The following is a 17,671-nucleotide window of genomic DNA, read 5'->3' as shown; positions in this document are numbered from 1 at the left end:
CTCATGCCTGCCCCTCCCGCCGGGCTTCGATCGCCGCCAGGTGATCCCGCAACACCGGCCCGATGACGGCGAGGGATTCGGGCGTGGTCATGCCGGCGTGCGTACAGCGCACCAGCTGGTCGTGCACGACACCGGTCACGTACGGCTCCCAGGCCGCGGCGCAGCGTTCCGGGTCGGCCCGGTTGATCTCGTCGTCGGCGGCGGTGAAGAACAACAGGTCGCCGTCGAAGATGTGCGGCTGGAAGCCGTGCGCCTGCTGCGCGCCGTTCTCGTAGCCGATGTAGAGCCGTTCGAGGTGGTCCACTGTCAGCGCCGCGAAGGGTCCCGACCGGCCGCGCAGCAGTTCGGCCGCCTCGTGCAGGGTCATGCGCGGGTCGATGTCGGCGTCCCCGCCGAGCAGGTCGGAACCGAATTCGGCGATGATCGCCGAGACCGACGGCACGGCCTGTTCGAGCCACTGGTCCGAGAGCTGGTAGCTGTCCATGAGTCCCAGCAGCGCGACCTCGTCGCCGCCCTGCTGCAGCTGCACGGCCACCTCGTGGGCGATGAGCCCGCCCAGCGACCAGCCCAGCACATGGTACGGCCCCTCGGGCTGCACCGACTTCATGTGCGCCACATAGTATTTCGCGGCCTCGGCGATGGTGCGGTGGCTCTCCTCCCCCGCGACGTGCGGGGCCTGCAGCCCGTACACCGGCCGCTCGTGCGGCAGGTGCGAGAGCAGTCCGGCGAAGCACCAGGACAGGCCGATGGCCGGGTGCACGCAGAACAGCGGCGGCACAGTCGAATCCGTGCCCGGACGCAGCGGCAGCACCGCGCCCAGTGCCGCGAGCAGCGCGGCTCCGGCGTCGCCCTTGGCGTCGGCGAGGCGACGCGCGATGGCCGACGGGGTGGAGTCGCCGAACATGGCCTGCACCGGCAGGTCGATGCCCTCGGCGCGCAGCTGAGCCACCACCTTGGTGGCCAGCAGCGAGTTGCCGCCGAGTTCGAAGAATCCGTCGTCGGCGCCGACCTGTCCGATGCCCAGTACCTCGGCGAAGGCGGCGCACAGCGCCTCCTCCATCGGCGTGGCCGGGGCCCGGTAGCCCTCGCGGGCCGCGAACACCGGTTCCGGCAGGGCCTTTCGATCCAGCTTGCCGACCGGTGAGAGCGGCACCCGGTCCAGCAGCATGATCGACTGCGGGACCATGTAGTTGGGCACCAACTCGGCCACGTGCGCGGTCAGCTCGGCCGTGGTCGGCGCGGTGCCGGTGCGCGGCTTCACATACGCCACCAGCGCGGTCGATCCGGCCGGGGTGCGGTGCCCGATGGTGGTGGCGAACTCGACATCGGCGTGCTTGGCCAGCGCCGCGTCGATCTCGCCGAGTTCGATGCGGAACCCGCGGATCTTGACCTGGTGGTCGGTGCGGCCCACGTATTCCAGATCCCGTGCGCGCCCGCCGCGTTCGAGCCAGCGCACCAGGTCGCCGGTGCGGTACATGCGCTCACCGGGCTTGCCGAACGGGTTGGCGACGAAGCGCTGCGCGGTCAGGCCCGGCCGGCGCAGGTAGCCGCGTGCCAGGGCCGCGCCCGCCAGGTGCAGTTCGCCGGTGACCCCGCCGGGCGCCGGGTGCAGGCGCGCGTCGAGCACGGTCGCGCCGACACCGCGGATGGGTCCGCCGATGGTGATCTGCCCGCCCGGCGCCATGGGCTGCGAAATCACCGTCACGATGGTGGTTTCGGTGGGCCCGTACACGTTGTAGAGCTTGCGGCCGGGAGCCCACCGGGTGACCAGATCCGGTGGCAGCGCCTCGCCGCCGACCAGCACGTGCCGCAGCGCGGTGACGCCGGTCGGGTCGACGGTGCCCAGCGCCGAGGTGGTGATGAAGGCGTGGGTGATGCCCTCCTCGATGAACACCTGCCCCAGTTCCTGCCCGCCGACCACGCCGGGCGGGGTGATCACCAGGGTGGCCGCGCCGCCCAGGGCGAGCAGCAGGTCGAGCATGGCGGCGTCGAAACTCGGTGTGGCGAAGTGCAGGACGCGGCAGCCGGGGCCGACGTCGAAACGGTGCGCGGTCTCGGCGGCGAAGTTGGACAGGCCGCCGTGGGTGACGACCACGCCCTTGGGGATGCCGGTCGACCCGGAGGTGTAGATGACGTACGCCGGGTTGTCCATGCGCAGCGGCGTGGTCCGTTCGGCGTCGACGATCGGGGTGTCCGAGGTGGCCAGCACCCGCCGCCGGAACGAGGGCGCGTCCAGGACCGTCCAGTTGGCCCCGTCGGGCATGCGCTCCCGATACGAGGACAGCGTGATGCCCACGGCCGCACCCGAATCCAGCAGCATGTGGCTGATGCGCTGCTCGGGGTAGTTCGGGTCGACGGGCACGAACGCGGCGCCGGCCTTGGCGATGGCCAGCATGACCGCCACCGATTCGGCCGAGCGCGGAATGCCCATGGCGACCAGGGTTTCCGGGCCGACGCCGTAGCCGATGAGCACCCGGGCCAGCCGGTTGGTCCAACGGTCGAGGGCGTCGTAGGAGATCTGGGTGCCCGCCGAGCGGACCGCGATGGCCGAGCGGTTGAGGTTGGCGGCGGCCTCGAACACCTCGGGGAAGGTGATCGGCAGACCGGGTTCGGCCCCGCGCACCGGGGCCAGCGCCGACCATTCGGCCGGGCCGAGCAGTTCCAGATCGCCCACGGCGGTCACCGGATTCGCGGCGGCCGCGGCCAGCAGGCGCACGAACCGCTGCGCGAGGCGGCGGGCGGTGGTCTCCTCGAACAGGTCGGCGGCGTAGTTGACCGACACCGTGATGCCGTCGGGTTCGCGTGCGTCGGTCCAGGATTCGGTGAGGGTGAACTGCAGATCGAACTTGGCGATGCCCGGGTCGGCGTCGTCGGCCTCGATGCGCATGCCCGGCAGTTCCAGCACGCGCACCGGCTGGTTCTGCACCGACAGCATGACCTGGAACATCGGGTGATGTGCCTGCGAGCGCACTGGGTTGAGCACCTCGACCAGCCGCTCGAACGGCACATCGGCGTGCGCGAAGGCTTCCAGGTCGGTGTCGCGGACCGCGCGCAGCAGGTCCGCGAATCCGGCCCCGCCGTCGATGTGGGTGCGCAGCACCAGGGTGCCGACGAACATGCCGACCATGCGGTCCAGAGCCGGATGTCCGCGTCCGGCAATGGGTGTGCCGACGGTGATGTCGTCGCCGGAGGTCAGTCGATGCAACAACGCAACCAGTGCCGCGTGCAGCACCATGAACATGGTGACGCCGTGCTCGGCGGCCAGCATCTGCAGCTCACGGTGGGTGAACGCGTCGAGCGCGCAGTCCACGGTGCCGCCGCGGTAGGTCGGAACCGGCGGTCGTGGCCGATCTGCAGGCACTGCAAGCAGTTCCGGGATGCCGTCGAGGGCGCGCCGCCAGTAGTCGAGCTGGCGGCTGATCACCGACTCCGGATCGTCTTCGCGGCCCAGCACATCCTGCTGCCACAGCGTGTAATCGGCGTACTGGATGGGCAGTTCGGGCCAGTCGAGGCCCTGCTTCCCGGCGTGGGCGCGGTAGGCGGTGGCCACGTCGGCGGCCAGCGGCTGCAGCGACCAGCCGTCCATGGCGATGTGGTGCACCACCAGGACCAGCACGTGTTCGGTCTTGCTGCCGGTGATCCGCAGCAGCGCCGCGCGCAGCGGGACGCTGGTGGCCAGGTCGAATCCGGCGGCGGTGACGCGGCGAATCTCGTTGGGCACCTCCGATTCCGGCACGGTGCGCAACGGCAGGGTGACCGCCGCTTCGCCCGCCTCGAGGATCTGCTGGCAGGGTTCGCCGTCGATCTCGGGGAAGACGGTGCGCAGGGTTTCGTGGCGGCGCTGCACCTCGTGCAGGGCCGCGCGCAGTGCCGGGATGTCGAGTTCGCCGTGCAGGCGCAGGGCCACGGGAACGTTGTAGGCGCCCAACGCTTCCCCGTGCTCGCCCGAGGCGTTGAACTTCTCCAGGAACCACAGTCGCCGCTGGGCGGCCGAGAGCGGAATCCGGGCGGGGCGGGTGCGTTTGCGCGGTTCGGGGCGCAGGTCCGCCGAGGCGGATCCGGCGTCGAGGGCCATGGCCAGCCCGGCCACGGTCGGTGCCGCGAACACCGTCCGCACCTCGAGCCGGACACCGGTGGCGGTGGCCAGGCGGGCCACCAACTGGGTTGCCAGCAGCGAGTTTCCGCCGACCTCGAAGAAGCTGTCGTCCGCGCCGAGGGCCTCGGTCCCGACCAGCTCCCCCATCACCTCGGCGACCAGGCGCTCGGTGTCGGTCTCCGGGTCACGCGAGACCACGGCGACGACGGCCTGCGGTTGCGGCAGCGCGTCGCGGTCGAGCTTGCCGACCGGGGTGAGCGGGATACGGTCGAGCAGGGTGATGGCCGAGGGCACCATGTGCACCGGCAAGCGTTCGACGCAGTGGGCCCGCAGCTCTTCCAGATTCGCGCCCGCGGCCAGGTCGAGCGGCAGCACGAAGGACACGATGCGGCGCGCGCCCGCGATCTCGCGAACCTCGGTGTGGGCGAAGCGGATCGCGGGGTGCGCGGTGAGCACGCCGTCGATCTCGCCGAGTTCGATGCGGAATCCGCGCACCTTGACCTGGTGGTCGCTGCGACCCAGGTACGCGATCTCGCCGTTCGCGGTCCAGCGCACCACGTCACCGGTGCGGTAGAGCCGCGAGCCGTCGGGTCCGTACGGGTCGGCCACGAACCGCGACGCGGTCAGGTCGAGCCGCTCGAAATAGCCGCGTGCGCAACCCTGTCCGCCCAGGTAGAGCTCGCCGGGCACGCCGACCGGGACCGGGCGCAGGCGTTCGTCCAGGACCAGGGCGCGTGCGCCGCGCACCAGGCTGCCGATGGTGATGGGTGCGCCGACGGAAAGGGGTCCGGCGATGGTGACCACCACGGTGGTCTCGGTGGGCCCGTAGCCGTTGAACATCATGCGCCCGGGCGCCCAGCGCGCCACCAGTTCCGGACCGCAGGCCTCTCCCCCGACCATGACCGAGCGCAGGTGCGGCAGCGGCCAGCGTTCGCGGTCGATGGTGGCCAGGGCGGCGGGGGTCATGAACGTGTGGCTGACCTCTTCGCGGTCCATGAGCGCGGCCAGTTCGTCGCCGCCGTACACATCCGGCGGGACGATGATCATGGTCGCGCCCGCGCCGACCGCGAGCAGCAGGTCGAAGATCGCGGCGTCGAAGCTCGGGGACGAGAAGTGCATGGTCCGCGAGTCCCGGTCGACCCGCATGCGCTCGCGGATCTCGTCGGCGAAGTTGGACAGGCCGCCGTGGGTGACGGCCACGCCCTTGGGTTTTCCGGTGGAGCCGGAGGTGTAGATGACGTACGCGAGGTCGGCGGTCCACAGGGTGGTGGTGCGTTCGGCGTCGGTGATCGGGCCGTCGTCGAGCACCTCGAGTTCCTCGAGGAGTTCGGCGTTGTCGAGCAGCAGCCAGTCGACCGGGTGGTCGCCGGCGGCGGTGTAGAGGTCCGCGGCGTGCTCGGTCATGCTGATCCCGACCCGGCAGCCGGAGTCGGTCAGCATGTGCCGCACCCGATCCGCCGGATAGTTGGGGTCGACCGGGACGAACGCGGCGCCGCACTTGGCGACGGCCAGGGCGGCCAGCACCGATTCCACCGACCGGGTCAGGCCGAGGGCCACCCGGTCGCCGGGACCGAGGCCCCGATCGACCAGGGCCCGCGCCAAGCGGTTGGAGTAGACGTCGGACTCCAGGTAGGTGAGTTCGGTGTCGTCGAAGCGCAAGAACACGCGGTCGGCGTTGAGGTGCGCGGTGGCCGCGAAGTAGGCGGCCAGGCTGCACTGCGGTTCGGGCGCGGGACCCCAGGCGGGAGTGAGGGTTTCGCGTTCGAGTTCGGTGCGCGCGTCGATGTCGCGGACCCGCACGCGCGGGTCGGCGGCGACCGCGTCGAACACCCGCAGCAGGCGTTCGCCCAGGGTTTCGACGGTGGCCTGGTCGAACAGTTCGGCGGCGTAGACGAATTCGAAGACGCGGTCCTCGGCCTCGGCAGCGGGCCCGGAGCCGGGCAGCACCCGCAATTCCAGGTCGAACTTGGCCAGCGCGATGTCGAGTTCCTCGGCCTGCAGCGACAATCCGGGCAGCCGCAGCGCGGGCACGGGAGTGTCCTGCACGGTCAACGCGACCTGCAGCAGCGGGCGCGCGCCGTAACGGCGCTGCCCCTCCTCGGACTGCAGTTCCTCCACGACCCGCTCGTAGGGCACCTCGGCGTGGGCCATGGCGGCGAGTTCGGTGTCGCGGTCGGCCTGCAGCAGTTCGGCGAAGCTGCGGTCCGGATCGACGTCCGAACGCAGGATCAGGGTGTTGACGAACATGCCGACCAGCTCGTCGAGGCGGGTGTCGGTGCGCCCGGCGACCGGGGTGCCGATGACGATGTCGCGGCCGCCGGTGACGGTGCGCAGCAGCACCGCCAGGGTCGAGCGCAACACCATGAACAGGCTCACGCCGTGGGCGCGGGCGACATCGGCGAGCTTGCGCTGCAACGCCTCCGGCACCTCGAAGCGCACGGTCCCGGCCCGCCCGGTCGGTTCGGCCGGGCGGGTGCGGTCGTAGGGCAGCGGCAGTTCCTCGGGCAGGTCCGCGAGCGCGGTGCGCCAGTAGGCCAGCTGCGCGGCGGCGGGGCTCTCGGCATCGGTGTCGAGGCCGAGCAGGTCGCGCTGCCACAGGCTGAAGTCGGCGTACTGCACGGGCAGCGGCGTCCAGGTGGGCGCCGCGCCGCCGTGGCGGGCGGTGTAGGCGATGGCCAGGTCGCGGGTGAGCGGGCCGAGCGACCAGCCGTCGGCGGCGATGTGGTGCAGCGCGATACCGAGCAGGTGGCGCCGGTTCCCGGTGCGCAGCAAGGTCATTCGCAGCGGGATCTCACGGGTCAGGTCGAAGCCGCGCCGGGCCAGGGAACGCAGCGCGGTGCGCGCGCCGACCTCGTCGGCCTCCACGTCCTCCAGCACCGGCAGGCACCGCGCGGTGTCGAGGATCACCTGGTAGGCGCCCTGTTCGTCCTCGGGGAACACGGTGCGCAGCACCTCGTGGCGTTCGACCACGTCGGCCAGCGCGGCCCGCAGCGCGTCGATGTCGAGTTCGCCGTCGATCCGCAGGACGAAAGCAATGTTGTAAGCGCTGGATTCGGGGGAATATCTATTGAGGAACCACAGTCGCTGTTGCGGCAGCGACAGTGGTACGCGCTCCGGGCGTGGTGCGTGCACAGCCAGCGCGACACGCTGCGTCCGGGGCGCTTCCGCAAGGCGCGCGGCCACTCCCGCGACGGTCGGGGCCTCGAAGATGGCGCGCACCGGCAGCTCCACCCCGAATTCGGTGTGCAGCGTGGCGGTCAGGCGGGTGGCCAGCAGCGAGTTGCCGCCGATCTCGAAGAAGTTGTCCTCCGCGCCGGGCACGAGACCACCCAGTACGGTGCCGAAGACGAGCGCGACCTGTTGTTCCAGTTCGGTTTCCGGGGCGCGGGTGGGCGCCGCGGCCACGAACTCGGGTGCGGGCAGCGCCTTGCGATCGAGTTTGCCCGACGGGGTGACCGGCATGGCGTCGAGGATGGTGAGCGCCGAGGGCACCATGTAGCCGGGCAGCCGGCCGCGCGCGGTCTCGAGCACCTCGGCCGGGTCGAGCTCGGTGTCGGCGGTGAGATAGGCGACCAGGCGCGGAATTCCGCGTTCGTCGTGGTGGACGACGGTGAGCGCGAAGGCGACTCCCTCGTGCGCGGCCAGCACGTGGTCGATCTCGCGCAGTTCGATGCGGAATCCACGGATCTTGATCTGGTCGTCGGCGCGGCCCAGGAAGCGCAGCTGCCCGGCGCCGTCGGCGACCACGAGATCGCCGGTGCGGTACATGCGTTCGCCGCGGCGGCCGTGCGGGTTGGCCGGGAACCGTTGTGCGGTCAGGCCGTGCCGTCCGAGGTAGCCGCGGGCCAGGCCGGGCCCCGACAGGTAGAGCTCACCCGCGACCCCCGGCGGAACGGGGTGCAGGCGGCCGTCGAGGACGAACAGTCGCATACCGCGCACCGGCAGGCCGATGGGCACCGGCTGCCCGGCGAGCATGGGTCCGGTGGCGGTGGCGGCGACGGTGGCCTCCGACGGGCCGTACATGTTGTGCATGCGCCGCGCCGGGAGCCCGGGCCGCGATTCCGGTGCGGTCCAAACCTTCACGAGCTCCTCGGGGCAGGCCTCGCCGCCGACGATGACCGCCTCGAGTTCGGGCAGATCGTCGGCGGGGACGGTGCCGAGGGCGGCGGGGGTGACGAAGGCATGGGTCACCCGTTCCTCGCGCAGGATGCGGGCCAGCTCGATGCCGCCGAAGATGCCGGCGGGCGCGACCACGATGGTGGCCCCGGCCGCGAAGCCCAGCAGCAGCTCCAGCACCGAGGCGTCGAAGCTGGGTGAGGAGAAGTGCAGGGTACGAGCCGAATCGGTGACCTTGAACAGGTGCATCTGCTCGTGGGCCAGCGACGCGATGCCGGCGTTGGTGACGACCACGGCCTTGGGCAGGCCGGTGGAGCCGGAGGTGTAGATGAGGTAGGCCGGGCCGCCGGTGCGCAGCGGGTGGTGCCGGTCGGCGTCGGTGACCGCGGTGTCGGGGAACTGCGCGGACTCCTGGGCGAGCTGTTCGGAGCCGACCAGCAGCCAGTCGACGTAGTTCTTGCGGTGGCGGCCCCGGTTGCCGGGCCAGTCGGGCAGCTCCTGGCGGTGTTCGGAGTCGGTGATGCCGAGCATGGCGCCGGAGTCGGCGAGCATGTGGGCGATGCGGTCGGACGGATAGTCCGGGTCGATCGGCACATAGGCCGCACCGGTTTTCGCGACCGACCACACCGCGAGAATGCTGTCGAGCCCGCGCGGCAGCGCGATGGCCACCACGACCTCGGGGCCCGCGCCGTGCTCGATCAGCACGCGCGCCAGGCGATTCGAGCGTTCGTCGAGCTCCCGGTAGGTGGTGTCGACGCCCAGGTAGCGCACGGCGACCGCGTCCGGGACGCGCTCGGCGGTGTCGGTGAGCAGCCGGGCCAGGGTGATGGCGGGTTCGGCCGGGGAACCCATGATGGGCACCAGTTTCGCGGTCTCCCGCGCGTCCAGCAGCGGCAGGTCGCCCACCGGCACGGACGGGTCGGTGACCGCGGCGGTGAGCACCGCGCCGAAGCGCCGGGCGATGGCCTCGACCGTGGCGTGGTCGAAAACATCGGCGGCGTAACCGAATTCGGCGGTGAGCGGCGCGCCCTCGGCGGCGGCGCCGGTGGGTTCGTGCACGGTCAGCTGCAGGTCGAACTTGGCGATGTCGGTGGCCATGGGCACGACTTCGGCGGCCACGCCGGGCAGTTCGACACCGAGTTCGGGGCTGCTGTCGTAGGACAGCATGACCTGGAACAGCGGGTGGCGGGCGGCCGAGCGCTCCGGATTGACGACCTCGACCAGCCGTTCGAAGGGCACGTCGGCATTGGCGAAGGCGTTGAGGTCGGTGTCGCGGACCTCGGTGAGCATGCGGTCGAATCCGGCGGCGGGGTCGACCCGGGTGCGCAGCACCAGGGTGTTGACGAACATACCGACCAGCTCGTCCAGATCGGGATCGCTGCGTCCGGCGATGGGGGTGCCGATGGCGATGTCGCTCGTATTGCACAGGCGCGCCAGCACTGTCGCGAGGGCGGCGTGCAACACCATGAAGGTGCTGACCCCGCGCTCGGCGGCCACGGCGGCCAGGGCGCGGCGGGTCTCGGCCGGGATGGTGAATTCGACGGTGCCGCCGTCGGTGGAACGCTGCCGCGGGCGCGGGCGGTCCAGCGGCAGGTCCAGCTGGTCGGGCAGGTCCGCCAACGCGGCGCGCCAGTACGCGAGCTGCCGGGCCAGGGCGCTGGCCGGGTCGGCCTCGTCGCCGAGCAGTTCCCGTTGCCACAGCGCGAAATCGGCGTACTGCACCGGCAGCGGCGTCCACTGCGGGGCGTGGCCCTCGGCACGGGCGGTGACCGCGGTCATGATGTCGCGGATCAGGGGCGCGATGGACCAGCCGTCGCCGCTGATGTGGTGCAGCACCATCAGGAACAGATAGGAGTCGGGGCCGGTGGCGTACAGCGCGACCCGTACCGGGGACTGGCTGCGCAGATCGAAACCGTACCCGGCGAATTCGGTGGCCAGCGCGACCACATCGGAGTCGGTGGCGTCGATCGGGTCGAGGGTGAGCGGGATCTCGGCGGCGGGGTGCACCACCTGGCAGGGCCCGTCCGGGGTGTCGGGGAAGGTGGTGCGCAGGCTCTCGTGCCGTTCGAGCACGTCCACCAGCCCGGCCCGCAGTGCCGGAATATCCAGAGGCCCGGTCAGTTTCACCGCGAGGGGCATGTTGTAGGCGGCGGCGTGCTCGGCGAAGCGGTTGAGGATCCACAGCCGCTGCTGAGCCAGCGACAGCGGAATCTGTTGCGGGCGTGGCCCGGCCGCCAGCTTCGGGGACGCCTGGTCGGAGCGGGCCCCGGCCAGGCGTCCGGCCAGCGCGCTGACGGTCGAGCTTTCGAACAGATCGCGGATGGTCAGCGACACTCCGAGGGCGGCGTTGACGCGGGCGATGGCCCGTGCGGCGGTCAGGGAGTTGCCGCCCAGGTCGAAGAAGTTGTCCTGGACGTCGAATTCGTCGGTGCCGAGCACCTCGGCGAAGATGCCGGTGAGCTGGAGTTCGACGGCATTGGCCGGGGCGGCGGCGGGGCGGGCCGGGCGGCGCGCGCCCGCGTCGGGCTCGGGCAGGGCCTTGCGGTCCACCTTGCCGTTGGCGCTGAGCGGTAGTTCGTCGAGCACCATGAGGATCGACGGCACCATGTAGCCGGGCAGGGTGCGGCGCAGTCCGGCGGTGAGCTCGGCCGGGTCGAGCGGGCCCGCGCCGGGGGCGGGGACCGCGTAGCCGATGAGTTCGTCGCCGCCGCGGCCGCGGCGGGCCACACAGACCGCGCGCGCCACCCGCTCGTCGGCGAGCAGGGCGGCCTCGATCTCGCCGAGTTCGATGCGCAGGCCGCGCACCTTCACCTGGAAGTCGCTGCGGCCCAGGTATTCCAGCACGCCCGAGCGGCCGCTGCCGCGCCAGCGCACCAGGTCCCCGGTGCGGTACATGCGGGTGCCGGGGGTGAACGGATTGGCCACGAACCGGTCCGCGGTCAGCGCGGCACGGCCGAGGTAGCCGCGCGCGAGTTGCACGCCCGCCAGATACAGCTCACCCACGACACCGGGGGCGACCGGCTGCAGGCGGGCGTCGAGGACGTAGGTGCGGGTGTTCCAGATGGGCGCGCCGATCGGCACGTCGGTGGTGCCGGGAGTGCAATGCCAGGCGGTGACGTCGACGGCGGCCTCGGTGGGGCCGTAGAGATTGTGCAGCTGCGGGGCCTGCGGACCGGTGCCCAGGGCGGCGTGGAATTCGGCGACGGTGGCGGCGGGCAGCGCCTCACCGGAGCAGAACACGCGGGTCAGACCGGTGCAGCCCGCCACATCGGTGTCGGTGAGGAACACCGAGAGCATGGACGGCACGAAATGCGCGGTGGTGACGCCCTTCTCGGCGATCACGCGGGCCAGATACCCCGGATCGCGGTGCCCGTCGGGGGCGGCGATGACCAGCCGCGACCCGATCTGCAAGGGCCAGAAGAACTCCCACACCGACACGTCGAAGGTGGCGGGGGTCTTCTGCAGCACCACGTCGGAGGCGTCGAGCGGGTAGGCGTGCTGCATCCAGCGCAGCCGGTTCACGATGGCGGCGTGGGTGACGCCCACGCCCTTGGGCTTGCCGGTGGAGCCGGAGGTGAAGATGACGTAGGCCAGATGATCCGAGCGCAGGGGTGCGCGCCGGTCGGCGTCGGTGACCGGACGGCCCGAGCGCTGGGTCAGGTCGACGGTGTCGATGTCGAATCGCGGTGCGGTGCGCGGCAGTTCGAGCCGGTCGCGGGCGGTGGTGAGCACGCACAGCGGACGGCCCTGTTCCAGCACGGCCTGGATGCGCTCGGCCGGGTGGTCCGGATCGATGGGCAGATACGCCGCGCCCGCCTTGACGATGGCGTACATGCCGACCAGCAGGTCCAGGCTGCGGCGAATGGCCAGGCCCACCAGGGTGTCCGGGCCCGCGCCGCGCGCGACGAGTTCGCGGGCCAGGCGATTGGCGCGCTCGTCGAAGGCGGCGTAGGTGAGGGTCTCGCCCTCGAAGTCCAGGGCCACCCGGCCCGCGGACATGGCGGCGCGGTCGGCGAACAGTCCGGCCAGGGTGCCTTCCTGGCGGGCGACCTGGGTCGAATTCCATTCGTGCAGGACGCGTTCGCGTTCCAGCTCGGTGAGCACCGGCATGTCGGCGATCACGGTGTCGGGGGCCGCGGTGACGAAACGGGACAGGTAGTCCAGGAAGCGCCCGTGGTGCATGGACAACTCGGCGTCGCCGTACAGGCGCGGGTTGGCCTCGAAGTCGATGTGGATGCGGTTGCCCAGGCCGTTGTAGAGGTTGATCGAGAGGTCCTCGACCGGGCCGGTGGACAGCACGTTGATCGAGCCCATCAGGCTGCCGAACTTCAGCTCGCTGTGGAAGAGCATGAGGTTGACCATGGGCCCGAAGAAACCGCGCGCGTCACGGGAATAGCCGCACTCGCGGCGGATGTCGTCGCTGCGGTAACGCTGGTGCCGCAGCGCGCCGGTAATCTGCAGTTCGATGGCGCGCACGGTGTCGGCCACGGTGTGGGTGGGAGCGAACTGGACGCGGATGGGGACCACGTTGGAGACCACACCGCCGGAACGCCGCAGCGACACGGTGGTGCGGGCGGAGACGGGCAGGCTCAGCACCACGTCCTGGGTGCCGGTGACCGCGCGCACGTAGCCGGCCAGGGCGGCCACGAACAGCGCGGAACTGTTGGAGCCGAACGCGGTTGCCGCGGCCTCGATGGCGGATTCGACATCGCGGCCGATGACGGCGGTGGCGGTGCGGCGGCCCGCGTCGGAGACCACGGGCTTCGATCCGTTGCTCGACAAGGTGATCGGCTCGCCGACCCCGGCGAGCTGTTCACGCCAGTAGTCGCCGTCAGTGACGAAACGGCTGGTCTCCCGGTAGCGGATCTCGTCGGCGTAGATGGTGGCCAGCGGGGTCGCGCGCGAGACGACCGGCTCGCCCTGGCTCTCCAGCGCCGTGTAGATCTCCGCGGCGCGGGTGGTGGCGTTCATCGCGCCGTAGCCGTCGATGACGATGTGGTGGCCGCGGGTGTACCAGATCCAGTCCGAATCACCGACGCGCAGCACCGCATTCATGGTGAGCGGGTCGTGCTCGATGTCGATGGGCGAGCTGGCGTGCTCGTTCATCCACGCGCGGGCCGCCGCCTTCGGATCGGGCTCCTCGCGCAGGTCGATGCGGGCCCAGCCGGGCCGCCAGGCGGGGTCGACCACCTGGTGCGGGACGCCGTCGATCTCGAGCAGCCGCACATGGCCGACTTCGCTTTCGGCGCCGAAGCGTTCGATGGCATAGAGCAGCCGTCCCACGTCCAGATCGCCGTGGATCTCCACGAATTGCGCGATGGTCAGCGGAATGTCGGGTCGGATGCGCTGGGCGTACCAGAGGGCCGATTGCGCGGGAGAGAGCGCGAAAGGTTGAGCCGAGAATTCACCCGAAGCACATTGGTCGACACGGTCGGTGGCCAATGAACTCATGAAAACACTCCGTTCTGCCGCTGTAGACGCACTCCCCGAGCCCCGATAGACGATCAGGTGGGCCTCCGAGTCCGGGTTTCGCGCGCACGCGCGAGCCGTAGGACGTGGCCCACGCCCTATGATTCGGAGCATCCCGCCGAGCGGATCGGTGGTGATCTCGAGTTGCCCGCAACGAACAGCGTTGGCGGAGCGAAGATTTAATTCAGCTACCTCATAGCAAACCTCGCGATACTCGCGTAAATCGCATAAGGGAACCGCGCAAACTCGGACATATCGGAAACACCAACAAGCCCAGGCAACGAACTGGCGAATCTGAGTCGCCGAGCGGGACGGCCCTCGTCACACGTACCCGCGATTACTGCGCCGAAAGGTTGTTCGGACATCCGGAGCGGTCGGATCCTCTGCAGTGACCGCTTCTTCTCAGCGCTCGCGCTGGTCGCGCGCCCGCCGCCGAATGAGCGCTGCCGCAGTGGCAGCCGCGGCCAGGATACACAAGAATGCCTCCGGCGCGGGGCCCAACCGCGTCGCGGGCGTCGTGTTGTTTCGCAACGGCAGCCTCGCTACCAGCGCCGCGGGCTCGAACTGGACGGTGCGCTGCTGGATGGTGCCGTCGGCGGTGATCATGGCGCTGACACCGGTGGTCACCGAAACCACCACGGCGCGACCGTGCTCCACCGCGCGCACCCGCGACATGGCCAGCTGCTGATAGGTCATCTCGCTGCGGCCGAAGGTGGCGTTGTTGGACGGGACGGTGAGAATCTGCGCACCGGCGGTCACCGCCTGCTCGAAGGCGCGGTCGAAAACGACCTCGTAGCAGGTCGCCACGCCGATCGCGACGGGAGCGCCGCCGCCCGCGGGCTGCACGTGCACCACGCCGTCGCCGGTACCGGGGACGAAATAGCCTGCGCGGTCGGCGTATTCGGAGAAGTGCCGGAAGAAGTTGCGGTACGGGAGGTATTCGCCGAAGGGCTGGATGATCTTCTTGTCGTGCCGCTCCCCCGGCCCGGCGTCGCCGTTCCAGACGATGACCGAGTTGGTGGTGGTGCGGTCGTCGTTGACGAGCACCGCGCCCACCAGGATGGGTGCCTTCACATCCTTGGACGCCTGCGAGATCTCCTGGGCCGCATCGGCATTGCGCAGCGGATCGATGTCGGAGGAGTTCTCCGGCCAGATCACCACGTCCGGCTGCGGAGCGCGGCCCGCGGCGATGTCGGCGGCCAGCTGCTCGGTGCGGCGAACGTGATTGTCGAGAACCGCGCGGCGCTGGGCGTTGAAGTCCAGTCCCAGTTGCGGCACGCTGCCCTGGATGGCGGCGACCGTGATCGGCCGGTTGCCGTCCTCCGGGCCGGGCAGCGCGGTCCGGAGGATCACTCCGGTAAGGGGAACTATAGCCACAAGCATTGCCGCAGCAACAATCCGGTTCCACGATGTGAGACGCACAGCCCCCCATCTGGGAGAATTCACTGTGACCGCAGCCACTTCCGAGCTATCGCCCTTTTCCCCTCGCAACCTTCGCAAAAGACCCAGTGCGAGGGCCGCCAGACCGGTCCCCGTCAAGGCCACCGCGAAGCTCACCAGCGGCGCGCCGCCCAGCATCGCGAACGGCAGATACCACCCGTCGGCCTGCCCGAAAGCCAGCCTCCCCCAGGGGAACCCGCCGAACGGAAAACTCGACCGCGCCCACTCGGTGAGCGACCACACACACGCCACCCACAGCGGCCACCCCGGCAGCGTCGCCACCCACCGCGTCAGCACCCCGAACAACCCCACATACACCGCGCACACCGTCGACAACGCGATCCAGGGCACCGGCCCCACATAGATCCCGGTCCACGGCAGCAACGGCAGGAAGAACGCCAGCCCCGCCACGAATCCGAACCCGAATCCCCCACGCGCCCGGCACGTTCCACGCACCGCCAACGTCAGCAACGCGATCCCGACCGGTGCGAGGAACCACAACGTCCGCGGCGGGAAGCTCGCGTACAACAGCAGCCCGGCCACCACGGCCGCGATCAGCCGCGTCACCCGCGGCCGTGCCGCCGCCAGTCCGACCAGCCGCGCCACCGGACCCGCACTCCCGGACTTCGAAACACCCTCGCCACCAGTGCCTTCCGCCGCGGTACCGGCGGGCTCCTGTGAGTCGTCGCCGTGCAGCCTGTCCGGGCCCGGCAGCCCGGCAGCGTTCGCCGGCTCGGGGTCGACAGCCGATTCCGGGGCGACGACGTCGGGCTTCGGGGCGACCGGGTTCGGTGCGGACGCACCGGCTTCGCCGTTGCCTTCCGCGAAAGACGCCGTTGCTGGGCCGGGGCTCGGCGGTTCCGATTCTCCGGTGCGAGCCGCAGAGCCGGAGCCGGAGCCGGAGCCGGTGGAGCGTAGTGCGGCGGAACGGGTTTCGGGGCCGGTCTCAGGCTTCATGGATGGTGACTCCGCGGTGCACGGTGCGCAGGCAGCGCGGGAGGGTGGCGTCGGGGGTGAGGGGCGGGAGGCCGGGGACTCGGGAGCGGGGGTCGGTGGACCAGCGCTGGACAGTGTCGGAGGCGGCGGCCACCACGAGCTCGCGGGAATCCCAGATGGCATAGGAGGCAGGGGCTCCGGGGACCAGGGTTCCGGCGACGCCGTCGCGCACACCGCCCGCGCGCCAGGCGCCCCGGGTGGCGGCGGCGAAGGCGGCGCGCGGGGAGATCTGGTGGCCGGGGGTGCGATGGTGGGCGGCGGCACGCACGGCCTCCCACGGGTCGAGGGCCGTCACGGGGGCGTCGGAGCCGATGGCCAGGGAGATGCCTGCGGAGGCCATGGCGGCGAAGGGGTTCAGGGTGGCGGCGCGTTCGGCGCCCAGGCGGGTGGCGTACATGCCGTCGGGGCCGCCCCAGGCGGCGTCGAATCCCGGTTGGACACTGGCGATCACGCCCCAGGCGGCGAGTTTGCCGATCTGCTCGGGGGTGATCATCTCGGCGTGTTCGATGCGGTGCCCGCGCGAGGCGACGGCCGGGCCGCCGAGCTGGTCGACGACTCGCTCGAAGCCCGCGACGACCGCGTCCATGGCGGCGTCGCCGATGACGTGGAATCCGGTCTGGATTCCGGCCTCGGTGCAGGCCAGCACGTGTGCGGTGATGGCGTCGACGTCGAGGTAGGAGGTGCCGGTGGTGTCGCGGTCGGCGTAGGGCGCGCGCAGCCACGCGGTGTGGGAGCCGATCGCCCCGTCGACGAACAGGTCGCCGCCGAGGGCGTGCACCCCGAGTTCCTTGACCAGGGTGCGGGCTTCGTCGGCGGTGGTCACGGCCTGCCCCCAGTAGGCGCGCACCTCGACCCCGTGCGCGAATTCGAGGAGTTCCCGCACGTCGGTGGCGCCGGAGATGTCGGGGCCCGCGCATTCGTGCACGGCCACAACGCCATTGGCGGCCGCCGCGTCGAGCGCGGCCCGCCTTGCGGCGTCGCGCTGGTCGCGGCTCAGCGCACCCAGTGCGGCCCCGCGCACCCGGTGATGGGCGTCCGCGCGCAGCGGCTCGCCGCGGGTGAACCCGCTCGCCTCGGCGAGGCCGGGCACCGCGGCCAGCAGCGCGGTGGAGGCGACGGCCGAATGCGCGTCCACCCGAGCCAGATACACCTGCCGTCCCGGCGCGGCGGCATCGAGTTCGGCCACCGACGGCGGGCGGCCCTCGGCCCACCGGGTCTCGTCCCAGCCTTCGCCGAGCACGACGCCCTCGGGGTGCGCGGCCGCGTGCGCCCGCACCGCCTCGAGGCAGTCCGCGAGCGAACCGGCCTGCGCCAGATCGAGTCCCGTCAGCTTCAACCCGAGCGCGGTCACGTGCACGTGCGGGTCCACGAATCCCGGGGCGACGAGCGCCCCGTCCAGCTCGATGATCTCCGCGTCCGGATGCAGCGCCCGCCCCGGCTTGTCGAGCCCGACCCACACCACGGTCCCGTCACTGACGGCCATGGCCGTCGCGTCAGGATTGCTCGAACTGTAGATACGACCGCCGACAAGCAACTGGGTACTCACGGATGCCC

At 71.1% G+C, this 17,671-nt stretch carries 3 protein-coding genes; all 3 read right to left on the bottom strand.

Annotation, left to right across the window (positions count from 1 at the left end):
- Window position 1 precedes the first annotated feature (1 nt).
- The 3 genes from GPX89_RS36225 to GPX89_RS36215 all read right to left on the bottom strand — a co-directional run bounded on the left by GPX89_RS36225 (window position 2) and on the right by GPX89_RS36215 (window position 17,663).
- Window positions 2-13,663, bottom strand: coding sequence for a non-ribosomal peptide synthetase (locus GPX89_RS36225; RefSeq protein ID WP_157392254.1), 13,662 nt, complete (start codon window positions 13,661-13,663; stop codon window positions 2-4).
- Between the two features lie 420 nt (window positions 13,664-14,083).
- A complete protein-coding gene (gene lnt, locus GPX89_RS36220; RefSeq protein ID WP_198347763.1) occupies window positions 14,084-16,078 on the bottom strand; it encodes an apolipoprotein N-acyltransferase in 1,995 nt (664 codons plus the stop codon).
- Window positions 16,068-17,663: an amidohydrolase gene (locus GPX89_RS36215; protein WP_328602698.1), complete on the bottom strand. Its 1,596-nt coding sequence runs from the start codon at window positions 17,661-17,663 to the stop codon at window positions 16,068-16,070. Before GPX89_RS36215 ends, lnt begins: the two co-directional genes overlap by 11 nt.
- Between the last annotated feature and the right edge of the window lie 8 nt (window positions 17,664-17,671).

The organism is Nocardia terrae, from assembly GCF_009760405.1.
In the GTDB taxonomy this organism is placed as follows: domain Bacteria; phylum Actinomycetota; class Actinomycetes; order Mycobacteriales; family Mycobacteriaceae; genus Nocardia; species Nocardia terrae.
This window is presented reverse-complemented; position numbering and strand designations above follow the sequence as displayed.